Origin of the sequence: Massilia sp. GER05, from assembly GCF_052056005.1 — a bacterium.
Lineage (GTDB): Bacteria > Pseudomonadota > Gammaproteobacteria > Burkholderiales > Burkholderiaceae_D > Telluria > Telluria orientalis.
The window spans coordinates 6495245-6510124 of record NZ_CP178858.1 but is presented as its reverse complement, the minus strand read 5'-3'; the positions used below and the strand labels follow the sequence as shown (position 1 = coordinate 6510124).

Genomic DNA, 14880 nt, shown 5'->3' with positions numbered 1-14880 from the left:
TCGGATAGGCAAACCATGGAAGCGAACGACACATCGACCAAGCAAGGCAAGCGGACCCCGCTGCTCGACGACCAGTTGTGCTTTGCGCTGTACTCGACCGGTCTGGCGATGAACAAGGTGTACCGCAAGCTGCTGCGCAGGCTGGACCTGACTTACCCGCAATACCTCGTCATGCTGGTGCTGTGGGAAAAGGACGAGCAGACGGTGTCCGAGATCGGCGCCCGGCTGTTCCTGGACTCGGCGACGCTGACGCCGCTGCTCAAGCGGCTGGAGGCGGCCGGCCTGGTGAGCCGGACCCGTTCCGCCGCCGACGAACGGCAGGTCGTCGTGGCCCTGCGCCCCGCCGGCCGCGCGCTGGAGCAGGAAGCCGCCGCGATCTACGACGGCGTGCTGTGCGCCACCGCGTGCGAACCGTCCGATCTCGCTGCGCTCAAGCGTCAGCTGGACATGTTGCGCGGTAAACTGGCCGACCATACTTGAGGAATGCATATTTTTAGTCACAAACGCTTACGTGCCGGATGATGCGATTTTGAACACGGACTGCTATCCTGAGCGGAGGCTTCCATGACAAAGGGGACACGCATGAATACCATCCATCTCGCATTGGCCGCCGGGCTGCTCGCCGCCGGCGGTGCGCACGCGCAGTTGCTGGACGGCGCGGCGGCATCGAAGGACCTGTCGGCCACGCGCACGCTGTCCCCGCCGTTCGCGAAGATCCAGCCCGTCCCGCGCACGTACATGGGCAATGCGGCGGAAACGGATGGCCTGCGCTACCAGGACAAGAGCGCGTTCGGCGTTTACGTCTCCGATCCCAAGCTGTTCGCGGGCGTCAACCTGTCGCCGAACTTCGCCATCGAGACGGGCTACGCGAACCTGTACACGCGCGGCTACCACTTCGCCGATTACGCCCGGCCCGACGAGGTGAATGGCGCGCTCGGCACGAAGGGCGCCAACAGCTACCTGGCGGCGCGGCTGAACGTGCCCGTCAACGACCAGTTCTCCGCGTACGGCAAGCTGGGCGTCGCCGTCAGCGAGCGCGTGGCCCACGACAAGACGTATCGCAATACCGCGTCGGACACGGACGTCGGCCCGTACGTCGGCATGGGCGCGCGCTACAAGGTCGGCGAGAAGGCGTCCGTGACGGCGGGCTACGAGCAGTACGGCAACACCGCGAAGAAATGGGGAAGCGAGACCAATAACTCGGGCCTGCAGGCCAAGTTCAAGATGGGTTTCTGAGCCTGTGTCACAATCGCGGGCATGGAAAAACTGCTCTCCGAATTGAACCGCCTGTATCTGCTGCCGGACAGCCCGGCCGCGCAGCGCGGTCCCGGCCCGGCCGCGGACCTTGTCTCCGGCGCGGGCCTCCTGCGCGCCATCGCGATCCCGTTCCGCAAGGCGCCCGGCGCGGACGCCCAGCACTGGGAACGCCTGTGCACCGTCGCGAACGGCCTGCAGGCCGACTTCGGCTTCCCGGCCCCCGCGGTGAGCGTGACGAGCACCGGCGGCTTCATGCTGTGGCTGTCGCTGGCGGCGCCCGTGCCGGTCGCGGATGCGCGCCGCTTCGTCGCCGGCCTGGGCCGGTTGTGGCCGGACACGCTGCCGCCCGCCGACACGATCGGCGTCCCCGTCGAATTGCCGCCGTGCCCGAACGCGGCGACGGGGACGTGGGCCGCGTTCATCCATCCGGGCATGGGTGCGTCGTTCGCGGACGAGTCCGGGCTCGACATGGCGCCGCCCGCGGCGGGGCAGGTCGCGTTCCTGGAAGGCCTGGACAGCATCGCGCCCGGCCAGTTCGCGCAAGCGCTGGCGCGGCTCGAGGCCCCCGCGGCACCCGTCGCCGCGCCGCCGACTCCCGCCGCCGACGGCCTGCTGCTGAAGGACGCGACGCTGGAAGACATCGTCCGCGTCCTGCACGCGCGCGGCATCGAACCCACGTTCCGCTTCACGCTGCCGCGATGAAGCGCGCCTTGCTGGCCGCGGCCGCCGCCGTCGCGCTGAACGCGCAGGCGGCCAACCCGATCGTCCAGGGCTGGTATGCCGATCCGGAGATCCGCCTCTTCGGCGACACGTACTGGATCTATCCCACGTATTCCGCGGACTACGAACGACCTGCGAGACCGACGGCCTTCACGCCGGACCAGCAGCGGATGCGCGCACGCTCGGACCTGATCTGGGCGCCGTTCCTGACGCAGACGTTCCTCGACGCCTTCTCGTCGCGCGACCTCGTGCACTGGACGCGGCACGAGCGCGTGCTCGACGTCGCGCACGTGGCCTGGGCCGCGTATGCCGTGTGGGCGCCGTCGGCCATCGCGCACGACGGCAAGTACTACCTGTTCTTCGGCGCGAACGACATCAAGGGCAACGACCAGCTGGGCGGCATCGGCGTGGCCATCGGCGACCGGCCCGAAGGTCCGTTCAAGGATGCACTCGGCAAGCCGCTGATCGGCCGGATCCACAACGGCGCGCAGCCGATCGACCCGATGGTGTTCAAGGACGACGACGGCCAGGCGTACATGGTCTACGGCGGCTGGAAGCACGCCAACGTCGTGAAACTCGCGCCGGACCTGCTCGGTGTCGTGCCGTTCCCGGACGGGACGACGTACAAGGACATCACGCCCGATCCGGATTACGTGGAAGGCCCGTTCATGGCCAAGCGCCGTGGCGTGTACTACTTCATGTGGTCGGAAGGGGAGTGGACCGGGCCGGACTACCGCGTCGCGTATGCGATGGGCCCGTCGCCGTTCGGACCGTTCAAGCGCGTCGGCACGATCCTCGCGCAGGATGGCAAGATCGCGCGCGGCGCGGGCCACCATTCGATCGTCAACGTGCCCGGCACCGACGAGTGGTACATCGCCTACCACCGCCGCCCGCTGGGCGAGACCGACGGCAACCATCGCGAGCTGGCCGTCGAGCGCCTCTACTTCAACGACGACGGCACGATCCGGCCCGTGGTCATGACGAAGCGGCGCGTGCGCTGATCACGGCGCGAGACAGGCCGCCAGCTCGTCCGGCGTCCCTTTCGGAAACGCCGCTTTCAAATAATCGAGGAACGCCGACACGCGCGCGCTCAGCAGCCTGCGCGACGGGTACAACGCCCACAGCGCGATCTCGGGCCCGGCCACGTCGCCCCAGCGCACCAGCCGCCCGGCCGCGAGATCGTGGCTGACGACCGACGCGGGCAAACAGCCCGCACCGACGCCCGCCCGCACCGCGTCGCGCACCATCACGAGCGACGACAGGCGCAAGACCGGGTCGATCGCGATGTCCGGCTGGCCCGCCACCTGCCACGCCGCCTGGTCGCCCACGGGCCGCACGACGGCGGGCACGGGTGCCCCATCGTCCGGCCGCGCCAGATGCGGTGCCGCCACGACGACGAGCCGGTCGCGCAGGAAGATGCGGCCGACGAGGTTCTCGTCCGGATCGGGATTCACGCGGATGACGAGGTCGTAGCCTTCCTCGACCATGTCCACGGGCCGGTCTTCCGTCGTCACCTCCAGCCGCACGTCGGGATACGCCCGCGCGAAGCCTGCGGCCAGCATGCCCATCGCCGTCTGCGAGAACAGCAGCGGGGCGCTGATGCGCAGCCGGCCGCGCGGCCGGTCGCCGCCCGAGGCGAGGGCCGCCGCCGTCTCGTCGATCTCCGCGAGGAGTGCCCCGGTCCGCTCGTGCAGCGCGCGTCCTTCCTGCGTGAGCTTCAGCAGGCGAGCGCCCCGTTCGAACAGGCGCAGGCCGAGATCCGCTTCCAGTTCCGCGACGCGGCGCGACAGCGTCGCCTTCGGCCGGCCCGTCTCGCGGGCGGCACGGCCGAAGCCGCCGTGGCGGGCGACGAGATTGAAATCGGCGAGGGCGAGCAAGTCCATGTGTTCCACCTGTGAGACGGCATGTCCAATATTACCGTCTATCGGTCCATCTGCGGGATGTCTAAGCTGTGAAGCGTCAACCGACACTTTTCACAACCCAACAGGAGCACACATCATGACCATTCTCGTCACCGGCGCAACGGGCAACATCGGCCACCACGTCGTTAGCCAGCTCGTGCAGCGCGGCGCCCCCGTGCGCGCACTCGTCCGCAATCCCGCCAAGGCTGCATTTCCGGATGGCGTCGACGTCGTCCAGGGCGACTTCCTCGACGTGGATGTCCTGCGCCGCGCATTCGACGGCGTGTCGACGCTGTTCCTGCTGAACGCCGTCGTCCCCGACGAATTCACGCAGGCGCTCGTCACGCTGAACGTGGCGCGGGAAGCGGGCGTGCAGCGGGTCGTCTACCTGTCCGTGATCCACAGCGACCTGTATGTGAACGTGCCGCACTTCGCCGGTAAATTCGGCGTCGAGCGGATGATCGAGCAGATGGGCTTTGCCGCCACCATCCTGCGTCCGGCCTATTTCATCGACAACGACGTCACGATCAAGGACGTGGTGCTGGGCTACGGCGTGTATCCGATGCCGGTCGGCGCCAGGGGCCTCGCGATGGTCGATGCGCGCGACATCGCGGAGGTGGCCGCCATTGAACTGGTCCGCCGCCACGATGCCGCGCAGCCGCTGCCGCTCGAGCGCATCAACGTCGTCGGCCCGGACACGCTGACGGGTGCCGACGTCGCCGCCATCTGGTCCGACGTGTTGCAGCGTCCGATCGCGTACGGCGGCGACGACACGGCCGCCTTCGAACAGAACCTGCGCCAGTTCATGCCGGCCTGGATGGCCTACGACATGCGCCTGATGAGCGAGCGCTTCCTCACCGACGGCATGGTGCCGGCCGCCGGCGACGTCGAGCGCCTGACCGCGCTGCTGGGCCGTCCGCTGCGCAGCTATCGCGCATTCGCCGCCGCCATCGCCGCGGCCTGAACCCGGGTGCTTCGGCTTTCCCGAACTTCTGCTTCCGATATTTCTGATTCTATTGTTCCTCTGACAGCTTTACACTTTGTCCGTCGTCAATATAAGGCGACCTGCCGATCCAGAGTCGATCGGCGGAACCACAGCTGAAAGGGAATTGAAATGAATCGAGTGTCATTGAACGCGGGCGTGAAGCTTGTCATCGCCGTCGTCGTGCTGATCCTGCTGTTCGCGCTGGCACCGTTCGGGACGGTGCCGGCCGGCCATCGCGGCGTGATGACGACGTTCGGCAGCCCGAGCGACCAGGTGCTGAGCGAGGGCATCCACTTCCGCGTGCCGATCGCGCAGAAGCTCAACCTCGTCAACGTCTCGATCCAGAAGGGCGAAGGCGATGGCGATGCCGCCTCGCGCGACCTGCAGACCGTGCACACCCGCGTGGCGCTGAACTACCACGTCCGTCCGGATGCCGCGATGACGGTGTTCCGCGACCTGGGCAACGAGCCGGGCCAGCGCATCATCATCCCCGCCGTGCAGGAAGCGGTGAAGGCCGTCACGGCCCGCTTCACGGCCGAGGAACTGATCGCCAAGCGTACCGACGTGCGCGACCAGATCGTCACCCAGCTGCGCGAACGGCTGGCGCGCCACGGCATCGTCGTGGACGAGTTCTCGATCGTGAACTTCAATTTCTCGCGCTCGTTCAATGAGGCGATCGAAGCGAAGACGACGGCCGAACAGCTCAAGCTGAAGGCGGAACGCGACCTGCAGCGCATCGAGGTGGAGGCGAAGCAGCGCGTCGCCCAGGCCAAGGCCGAAGCCGAATCGCTGGCCGTGCAGCGCCAGCAGGTGACGCCGGAACTGATCCGCCTGCGCGAGATGGAGAACCAGCGCATGGCGATCGAGAAGTGGGATGGCAAGCTGCCCAGCGTGGCGGGTGGTGCGGTCCCGTTCATCAACGTGAGCAACGGCGTTAAATGATCCTCGCAATCGTAAGCAAGTGAAACAGGAGTGGCGTCGGCGTATGGCTGGGATCGTGCAGTCAACGCCGCGCTACGTCTTGCAACGCACGCGTGCTTGTCTGCATGCATATTTGATCTTCCGGTCATTGATATGCACACCGGTAACAGATCCTTACCAATCCCCAATGTTTCGTTCTGGAACACATTGCTATCGTGGCGCCTCACACCACCACAGGAGATAGCCATGAAAGCACTGACCTTCGCCCTCGCCGCTGCCACGCTCGTCGCCGGCACTGCCGCCCACGCGCAGCAGTCGACGACGTTCAAGCCGTATATCGGCGCGGGCGTCGCGAGCACCAGCAACCGGGAAACCGACGGCCGCCACGCCGACGCGAAGATCTTCGGCGGCGTGGACTTCTCGAACAACCTGGGCGTGGAAGCGGGCTACGTCAATTTCTCCAGCCGCGACCGCCAGTATTCGGAAGCGTTGACGAGCATCCCGGGCGGCGTGAATACGACGACGAAGGGGTACGGCGCGTACGTCGCCGCGAAGTACACGGTGCCCATCACCGACCGTTTCTCCGCATACGGCAAGCTGGGTCTCGCGCACAGCCAGCGCAAGTGGAGCAACAGCATCGGCTACTCGGCAACGGAGAACGACAACGACGTGTATGCCGGCGTGGGCGCGCAGTACAAGCTGAACGACACGCTGTCCCTCGTCGGCGAGTACGAGAACTACGGCAAGCGCAAGGATTTCGGCGCGCGCGCGGGCGTGTGGTCGGCGGGGCTGAAGGTCGGCTTCTGATTGCCCGTCAGGAAAAACCACGTTAGACTTGCGTTGTCGGAAAAGGCAGACTTGGTTATAGGTAGGCCCAAGTCCTTTCGGAAACGAAAGCTCTGTTTCATGCGTCCGCGCGTGCGAACCCTCGACGAACACTGGCGCCCGTCGGCGCCAACTGTTCGTCCGTGTGGTCGTCATGTCGATGCGCCGCTCCGGTCGAACAGTCGATCAAGGAGCAGCCCATGGACGCATCGTCATCCTCATTTTTTCTCCGCTTTACCGGTCGCACCGGCATCATCGCCGTCTCCGTTTTCTTCAACTTCGCCGGCTTCACCCTGATCATCCCCGTGCTGCCGTTTTCGGTGGCGCGCTACGTCGCGGCACCCGACGTCGCCTGGTGGGTGTCGGCTATCCTCGCCCTGTATTCGCTCTGTTCGTTCATCGCGGCGCCCGTGCTCGGCGCGCTGAGCGATCGCTTCGGGCGGCGGCCGGTGATGCTGGTGTCGCTGTGCGGCTCCGCCCTCGGATTCGCCGTGTTCGGTGTCGGCGGGACGTTATGGGTGCTGGTGCTGGGCCGCGTGATCGAAGGCCTGACGGCCGGCAGCATCTCGGCCCTGTATGCGTATGTCGCCGACACCCACGGTCCCGCCGAACGCGGTCCGGCGTTCGGCACGCTCGGCGCCGCGGGCGGTCTTGGCTTCATGGTGGGGCCCGTCCTGGGCGGTGCCCTCGGCCAGGTGTCGCTGTCGGCGCCGCTGTATGGCGCGGCCGCCGTGGCGCTGCTGAATTGCGTGCTGGTCTGGTTCTGCATGCCGGAAAGCCATCCGCACGCGCGCCGCAGCGTACGCCTGCATTGGGGCCAGTTCAACGCCGTGGGCCAGCTGCTGCGCGCGCTGCGCGAATCGCGCCTGCGCCTGCTGTTCGCGGTCGTGTTCTGCTTCGCCCTGGGCGGCACCGTGCTGCAGGCGAACCTGACGGTGCTGCTGAAGGACTTGCTGGCCTTCCAGCCGGGCAGCATCGGGCTGGTGTTGGCAGGCGTAGGCGTGATGGACATCGTCAGCCAGGGCTTCGCCGCGCCGCAGCTGCAAACCCGTTTCGGCGAGCGCCGCGTCGCCGCTGCCGGCCTCGCGATCAATGGACTCGGCCTCGCCATCGTCGCGCTGCTGCCGCTGCACGCCATCGTGCCGCTGCTCGTGGCCGGGATCGCGGTCTTCACATTCGGCGACGGTCTGTTCCAGCCATCCGCGAGCGCGTTGATCGCCAATGCCGCGCCGCCGGAACGGCAGGGCGAAGTGCAGGGCGCAAACCAGGCGCAGCAGGCCATCGCCCGGACGGCGGGACCGCTGGCGTCGGCCTGGCTGTACGGCGTCGCGGCGAGTGCGCCGTATGCGGTGGCCGCGATCGTCGTGCTGGCGGCGGCCGTGGCGCTGTCGCGCAAATCCTGAAAAAAAAGCGGGACCGAAGTCCCGCCAAGAGGGTACAGCAGAAGAGGAGGTAAAGCGTTACGTCGGCTTAAAAGCGGTAGGTCAGCGACGCCTCCCACGCGCGGCCGAAGATCGGACGCGCGTTGATCGGGCCGGTGCTGGCGCCCACGAGGCGCGAGTTACCCTCGGTCAGGCCGAGCGAATTGTTGACGTTGGTGCCCGTGACGCGGAATTCCAGCTTGTCGGACAGCTCGGCCAGGATGCCCAGGTCCAGCGTGTTATACGACGGCAGGTACTGGGTGTTCTGCTGGTCCGCCCAGCGCGCGCCGATGTGCGAGTAGGTGCCGTAGAAGCGCAGGGCATAGTCGCCGATCGGCAGGCGGTAGCTCGGCGAGAAGCGGTACTGGAACTTCGGCTGGCGCTGCACCTGGTTGCCGGCGATGGTCGGATTGTCCTTGTACGTCGAATCCTGCCAGTCGCCCGTCAGCTGCAGTTGCAGGCCCGCGATCGGACGCACCGCCAGTTCGAATTCCACGCCCTTGCCGTGCGAACCGCTCACCGAATACAGCACGCCCGACGTCGTGATCTGCTGGAACGAGATGCCCGTGAAGTCCGTGAAGAACGCGTTCACGTAGGCGCTGTACAGCGGCGTCGCCGTCTTGTAGCCGATCTCGTACTGCGTGACTTTCGGCGTCGGGACGCGATTGCGGTCGTTCACGACATCCTGCGTGCCGGCGTTGCGCAGGTCGTCGAAGTAGATGAACGTGTGGCCCTGGTTGGCGCGCACGAACACGCTGGAATCCTTGGTCAGCTTGTACAGGCCGCCCGCGGTGAACGAGTTCGCGGTGTCGTCGCGCGACAGGCCCGTGAAGCTGCCGCTCGGCGTCGACGTGCCGTTGTTGTAGACCGTCAGCGGATTGTTGTCCGGATCGACCGAGGTCAGGTTCGAGATCGAGCCCGAGATGTGCTGCTTCTCGTGGCGCATGCCGGCGTCGACCTTGATGCGGTCGTTGATGCGCCATTCGTCGGCGATGAACACCGCCGTGTTGCGGCCGTCGTACGAGGCGATTGGCGCGTAGAACACGTTGCCATCCGTGCCATTTTGCGAGACGACGGCACCGTTGTTCAGCTTGACGTCGATGAGGCGCGCGTTCGGCGTCGCGGTCATCAGGTGGCTGTTGCCCAGGTACCAGACGTCGTGCGACGAATAGTTCGCGATATACGCGCCGGCCGTGATCGTGTTGTCATTGCCGATGTCTTTCGAGACGCGGAACTCGTCCGTGAACGAGCGCAGCTTCTTCTCGACGGCCCACAGGCCCGCCTGCACCACCTGCTGGTTGGCCGCGACGGTGCCCCCGCCGTTCGTGTACGTAATTGCGCCGCCGGTGGCAGCGACGCCGCCCGCCGCGGCCAGCACTGCTGAATTGCCGTTGGCGGAGGAGACGGCCTGGCTCACGTAGTCGGCCGCGCTCAGCGGGTTGTTACCCGTGAACATGGCGATCGTGTTCAGGTCACCCTTGAAGTAGTTGAACTTGTTCGACACGTCCCAGCCGTTCAGCTTTTGCTGGAAATCCGCGCCGACCAGGTTCGACGACAGGCCGCGGCCGTCGCCCAGGTCGTACGTCAAGGTCTTGCCCGGACCGGCTTCCACCGTAAAGTTGCGCATCTCGTTGCTCATCAGCGTCCCGCGCAGCGGATCGAAGCCGGGGAACGACGAGATCGTGTGGCCGTTGTTCGAGGAGATCAGCGGCACGCCCGTGTAGAACGCGTTCTTGTCCGACGTCGAGCGGGCGTAGACCGTCAGTTCTCCCTGGTCCAGCTTGCGGGTCAGCGAGGCGGACAGCTGGCCGCCGTCGTCGGCCGGGAAGCCGGCGTCGCGCACGCCGTTCGTCGTGCGGTAGAAGCCGCCGATCATGCCGTACCAGCCGTCGGCGATCTTGCCGCTGTAGACACCGTCGAAGCGGCGCAGGCTGCCGGTACCGGTCGTGAAGCGCAGGCTGCCTTCCGGCTCGTCGCCGCCTTTCTTCATGATGAAGTTCATCGTGGCGCCCGGCTGGCCGCTCGAGTAGATCGTGCTCGGACCGCCGCGCAGCACTTCCACGCGCTCGATCGTGTCATCGAGGCGGAACGCGGACGAGCCTTCGAAGAACGACAGCACGGGCACCGGGAAGATCGGGTTGCCGTTCATCTGCACGGAGACGAACGGCGAGTCGCTGCCCGACGGGAAGCCGCGCACTTCGATGTTGGCGCCGGACTGGCCGCCCGTCGCTTCGGCATACACGCCCGGGACGATCTTCAGCACGTCGGCGGTCGACGACGGTGCGGCCTGCTTCAGCTGCTCTTCGGTCGCGGTCGTGATCGAGAAGCTCGTGTCGATCTTGCGCGTGCCGGAGGCCGATGCCGTACCGGTCACGACGACTTGCTGGATTTCTTTCTGGACATTGTCCTGAGCGGCCGCATGGGACTGGGCAACGAGGGCGAGGACAGCGAGGGCAACTGCCGACAGCTGCGGGAACTGCATGGTGTTTTTCAGCATTGTTTTATTCATCTTACGCTCTCAGTGATTGGGAACCGGCTGCGGGGCGTCTCCTCCCCGATTTACTTGTCGTTTGATGGTTCGACAAGGAAAGTCTGGCCATTGAAACATCGGATTGACATCGATGTCAATCAAAATGCTATCGATGTCATTTTTTGTCGACACGACAAAAAAATCTGTCATAATCCATCCCGCTCAAGTAATCTGTTACCGCTACCCCAAGCTTATTTCTCACGACCTATTGCTTACAAGACTATGGCGCAAGCGAAGAAACCCCTGACCGGCGACTCTGCCGTGACGATGGAAGACCTGGCGAAGATCGCCGGGGTCTCCACGATCACGGTGTCGCGGGCATTGCGCGACAGTCCGCTCGTGACGGAAAACACGCGGGAAAAGATTCGCAAGATCGCGCAGGAGCAGGGCTATCGCTTCAACATCAGCGCCCGCAACCTGCGCATGCGCCGGTCGTATTCCGTCGCCGTCGTCGTCGAGATGACGCCCGTGAAGGGCCGGCCGATGTCCGACCCGTATCCGCTCGAACTGCTGGGCGGCATCACGCAGGAACTCACCACCGCCGGCTACAGCGTCGTGCTCACGTCCAAGCAGCTGCTCGACACGGCCCCGGTGCAGGGCGCCGACGGCCTGATCCTGCTGGGCCAGGGCTCGCACGGCGAGGCGGTGAAAGCCTTGCAGCAGACCACGTTGCCGCTCGTCGTGTGGGGCGCGCCGGAAGAGGGCGCCACGTACACGGTCGTCGGTTCCGACAACCGCAAGGGCGGCGCCAGCGTCGCCGAGCGCTTCCTGGAGCAGGGCCGGCGCAAGCTGATCTTCGTCGGCGACGTCGACCACGCCGAGGTGCAGGAACGCTGTGCCGGCTTCATCGACGCGCTGTCCGGCCGCGCCACCGTGCACATCCTGCGTCCGAAGGCATTCACGTTCGAAGCGGGCTTCGACTGCGTCACGTCGATCCTGAAAAAGAAGAACGGCCACAGCATCGACGGCCTGTTCGCCGCCAGCGACCTGCTGGCGATGGGCGCCATCCGCGCGCTGACCGAAGCGGGCCTGCGCGTGCCCGACGATATTTCCGTGATCGGCTACGACGACACGCCGGGCGCCGCCAGCTTCGTGCCGCCGCTCACGAGCGTCCACCAATACCTGCGCGACGGCGGCGTGCTGCTCGCGAAAAAAATGCTGGCCATGATCGAAGGCCAGCCGGCGCATTCGGAAATGCTGCCGACCACGCTGATCGTACGCCACACCTGATCACGCTACATCACCCATAAGCTTGAAGAACGCGCCCCGCGCACGAGACGAGGAAACTGAAGTGAAAGATGACATCGATAACACTAATGACATCGATAACAATAACGCCATCGCGGCCGAGTCGTGGCGCATCCGCGAAGACGCGCTGGACCCGGCGCGTGCGTTCCTGCACGAGACCCTGTTCACCCTGGGGAATGGCTGGATCGGCATGCGCGGCACGCCGGACGAAGGCACCGTCGGCGCTGCCGGCCAGACGCTGGAAGGCACGTACCTGAACGGCTTCCACGACACCGAAGCGATCCGCTACCCGGAAAACGCGTACGGCCTCGCCCGCATCAACGAATTCATGCTGAACGTGCCGAATGCGAAGCGCATCGCGGCCGTCATCGATGGCGAACGCTTTGCGCTGGACGCCGGCAACGTGCTCGCGTGGGACCGCACGCTGGACTTCCGCACCGGCCTGCTCGAGCGCACGGTCGAGTGGGAGACCGCCACGGGCAAGCGCGTGCGCATCGCCAGCCGCCGCCTCGTGTCCCTCGCACGCAAGCACGTCGCCGCGATCGAATACGCCGTCACGCCGCTGAATTTTTCAGGGGGCGTGCGCATCGTCGCGGACATCGATGCGGACGTGACGAATCTGCAGGCCGGCGACGATCCGCGCGTCGGTTCCGCGCTGACTGGGGCGTCGCTGATCGAGACGCAGCGCGAGGTGGGCGGCGAGCCCGGCGCACACGACGTGCTGCTGCTGCAGCGCACGCGCCACAGCGGTTTTACGCTGGCCACGGCGACGGATGCCGTGCCGTCCAGCGCCGCCCGCGTCGAGCAGGTCGGACTGGGCCACGCGTTCGATGCCGACGTCGCGCAGGGCGCCACGTTCACCGTGCACAAGTACGTCGCCTACGCGAGCTCGCGCGACATGGCGCAGGACGCCGTCGGCCCGCACGCGCGCGCCGAGCTGGCGCAGGCTCGCGCGGCCGGCTTCGATGCCCTGGCCGCCGAGCAGGCCGGCTATCTGTCCCGCTTCTGGGAAGACGCCGACGTGGCGATCTCCGGCGACGACGCCCTGCAGCAGGGCGTGCACTTCAACCAGTTCCACCTGCTGCAATCGGTCGGCCGCGACGGCAAGACGAATATCGCGGCCAAGGGCGTGACGGGCGAAGGCTACGAAGGCCACTATTTCTGGGATACGGAAATCTACGTGTTCCCGTTCTTCCTGTATTCCCGTCCCGAGATTGCGCGCGCGCTGCTGCAGTACCGCTACAACGGCCTGCCGAAGGCACGCGAGCGCGCCCGCCAGATGGCGCATGCGAAAGGCGCGCTGTACCCGTGGCGCACGATCGCCGGCGAGGAATGCTCGGCCTACTTCCCGGCCGGGACGGCGCAATACCACATCAACGCGGACGTCGCGTACTCGATCCGTTTATACCTGCTGGCGACCGGCGACTTCGACTTCATGGCGGAGCAGGGCGCCGAGATCGTGCTGGAGACGGCGCGCATCTGGACGGGCATCGGCAGCTACGACCGCGCGCAGCGCTTCTGCATCAACGCGGTGACGGGACCGGACGAATACACGGCCATCGTCAACAACAACTACTACACGAACGCGATGGCGCGCATGCACATGACGTTCGCGGCGGACGTCGCGGAGCGCCTGCGTGCCGAACGCCCGGCGGACTACGCGCGCGTGGCGCAAGCCATCGGCCTCGAGGACGCCGAGATCCGGGCGTGGCGCGCCGCCAGCGCCGCGATGCGCCTGCCGTACGACGACGCGCTCGGCATCCACGAGCAGGACGACAGCTTCCTGTCCAAGAAACCGTGGGACTTCGCGAACACGCCGAAGGAGAATTACCCGCTGCTGCTGCACTACCACCCGCTCGTGATCTATCGCCACCAGGTGTGCAAGCAGGCGGACGTCGTGCTGGCGCTGCTGCTGCTGTCGAACCAGTTCTCGCTCGACGACAAGCGCCGCGACTTCGATTTCTATGAGCGTGTGACGACGCACGATTCCTCGCTGTCCTCGTGCATCTTCAGCATCGTCGCGAGCGAGATCGGCTACCGCGACAAGGCGTACGGCTACTTCATGGAGACGGCGCGCCTGGATCTCGACAACACGCACGCGAACACGCAATACGGCGTGCACACGGCCGCGATGGCCGGCACGTGGCTCGGCGTCGCCTACGGCTTCGCCGGCATGCGCCTCGACGACGCGGGCCTGCGCTTCGCGCCGACGCTTCCCGACCGGTGGACGGGCTACCGCTTCAAGGCGCAGGTGCGCGGCGCGCTGCTGGAAGTCGCGGTCGACGGCGCCGGCACCGACTACCGCCTGCTGCGCGGCGCCAGCCTCACCTTCGCGCACGCTGGAACCACGATCGCCCTGGACGCGCAGCGCGCCCACATCCGCATGGAGAACTCATAATGACTTCAAGATTCAAAGCCGTCATCTTCGACCTCGACGGCGTCATCACCGACACGGCGCACTACCACTACCTGGCGTGGAAGCGCCTCGCGGACAGCGTCGATGCGCCGTTCGACGCAGCGTTCAACGAACAACTGAAGGGCGTCGACCGCATGGGATCCCTGGACCTGATCCTCGCACGCGCGCCGCGCACGTACACGCTTGAAGAAAAGCGCGCGTTGGCCGATGCGAAGAACACGCATTACCAGCAACTGATCGCGACCATGACCCCGGACGATCTGCTGCCGGGCGCCCTGCGCGCGCTGGAAGAGGTGCGCGCGGCGGGACTCCATATCGGCCTCGCGTCGGTCAGCCGCAACGCGTTCACGGTGCTGGACCGCCTGGGCATCCGCGACCGCTTCGACGACGTCGTCGACGCCGCGACCATCGTCAACGGCAAGCCCGATCCCGAGATTTTCCTGACGGCGGCCGCGCACCTGGGCGTCGATCCCAAGGATTGCCTGGGCGTGGAAGATGCCGCGGCGGGCGTCGCGTCGATCAAGGATGCGGGCATGTTCGCCGTCGGTGTCGGCAGTCCCGAGGTGCTGCATCGCGCCGACCGTGTGATACCGTCGATGGACGCGTTCCGGCTGCAGGACTACTAAAAAACATAAAACATAAAACACATTGGAGAC

13 protein-coding genes are annotated in these 14880 nt (G+C 66.2%); 11 read left to right on the top strand and 2 right to left on the bottom strand.

Annotation, left to right across the window (positions count from 1 at the left end):
* Positions 1–15 precede the first annotated feature (15 nt).
* The 4 genes from ACL58G_RS28725 to ACL58G_RS28710 all read left to right on the top strand — a co-directional run bounded on the left by ACL58G_RS28725 (position 16) and on the right by ACL58G_RS28710 (position 2978).
* On the top strand, positions 16–480 hold the full coding sequence (locus tag ACL58G_RS28725) for a MarR family winged helix-turn-helix transcriptional regulator (RefSeq protein ID WP_413342118.1): 465 nt from the start codon (positions 16–18) through the stop codon (positions 478–480).
* 102 nt (positions 481–582) lie between these two features.
* Positions 583–1236, top strand: coding sequence for an outer membrane protein (locus tag ACL58G_RS28720; RefSeq protein WP_440963916.1), 654 nt, complete (start codon positions 583–585; stop codon positions 1234–1236).
* A 21-nt stretch (positions 1237–1257) separates the two neighbouring features.
* Positions 1258–1959, top strand: coding sequence for a hypothetical protein (locus ACL58G_RS28715; protein ID WP_440963915.1), 702 nt, complete (start codon positions 1258–1260; stop codon positions 1957–1959).
* Positions 1956–2978, top strand: a complete 1023-nt coding sequence (locus ACL58G_RS28710) for a glycoside hydrolase family 43 protein (protein WP_440963914.1) — start codon at positions 1956–1958, stop codon at positions 2976–2978. The genes ACL58G_RS28715 and ACL58G_RS28710 overlap by 4 nt, the downstream gene beginning before the upstream one ends.
* On the opposite strand, the gene ACL58G_RS28705 is transcribed toward ACL58G_RS28710, so the two are convergent.
* Positions 2979–3860, bottom strand: coding sequence for a LysR family transcriptional regulator (locus ACL58G_RS28705; protein ID WP_440963913.1), 882 nt, complete (start codon positions 3858–3860; stop codon positions 2979–2981).
* 115 nt (positions 3861–3975) lie between these two features.
* On the opposite strand from ACL58G_RS28705, the gene ACL58G_RS28700 reads away from it, so the two are divergent.
* The 4 genes from ACL58G_RS28700 to ACL58G_RS28685 all read left to right on the top strand — a co-directional run bounded on the left by ACL58G_RS28700 (position 3976) and on the right by ACL58G_RS28685 (position 8012).
* The gene (locus ACL58G_RS28700; protein ID WP_440963912.1) at positions 3976–4842 is read left to right on the top strand and encodes an SDR family oxidoreductase; all 867 of its coding nucleotides are present in this window, start codon (positions 3976–3978) and stop codon (positions 4840–4842) included.
* A gap of 150 nt (positions 4843–4992) precedes the next feature.
* Entirely contained in the window at positions 4993–5805 is an 813-nt protein-coding gene (locus tag ACL58G_RS28695; protein WP_413387168.1) for a prohibitin family protein, read from the top strand.
* Between the two features lie 225 nt (positions 5806–6030).
* Positions 6031–6591, top strand: coding sequence for a porin family protein (locus tag ACL58G_RS28690; RefSeq protein WP_440963911.1), 561 nt, complete (start codon positions 6031–6033; stop codon positions 6589–6591).
* Positions 6592–6809: 218 nt separating this feature from the next.
* Positions 6810–8012 carry an MFS transporter gene (locus ACL58G_RS28685; RefSeq protein ID WP_440963910.1) on the top strand — a complete coding sequence of 401 codons (1203 nt, stop codon included), beginning with the start codon at positions 6810–6812 and terminating at the stop codon, positions 8010–8012.
* 67 nt (positions 8013–8079) lie between these two features.
* Here ACL58G_RS28685 and ACL58G_RS28680 read toward each other — a convergent pair whose 3' ends face one another.
* Complete coding sequence (locus ACL58G_RS28680) at positions 8080–10527, bottom strand: TonB-dependent receptor (protein WP_440963909.1); 2448 nt, start codon at positions 10525–10527, stop codon at positions 8080–8082.
* Between the two features lie 255 nt (positions 10528–10782).
* On the opposite strand from ACL58G_RS28680, the gene ACL58G_RS28675 reads away from it, so the two are divergent.
* From ACL58G_RS28675 to pgmB, 3 genes are all read left to right on the top strand, one after another.
* Positions 10783–11790 (top strand): LacI family DNA-binding transcriptional regulator, encoded by a 1008-nt coding sequence (locus ACL58G_RS28675; RefSeq protein WP_440963908.1) that lies wholly within the window; start codon positions 10783–10785, stop codon positions 11788–11790.
* A 61-nt stretch (positions 11791–11851) separates the two neighbouring features.
* On the top strand, positions 11852–14206 hold the full coding sequence (locus tag ACL58G_RS28670; protein WP_440963907.1) for a glycoside hydrolase family 65 protein: 2355 nt from the start codon (positions 11852–11854) through the stop codon (positions 14204–14206).
* Entirely contained in the window at positions 14206–14850 is a 645-nt protein-coding gene (pgmB, locus tag ACL58G_RS28665) for a beta-phosphoglucomutase (protein WP_440963906.1), read from the top strand. Before ACL58G_RS28670 ends, pgmB begins: the two co-directional genes overlap by 1 nt.
* Positions 14851–14880 lie beyond the last annotated feature (30 nt).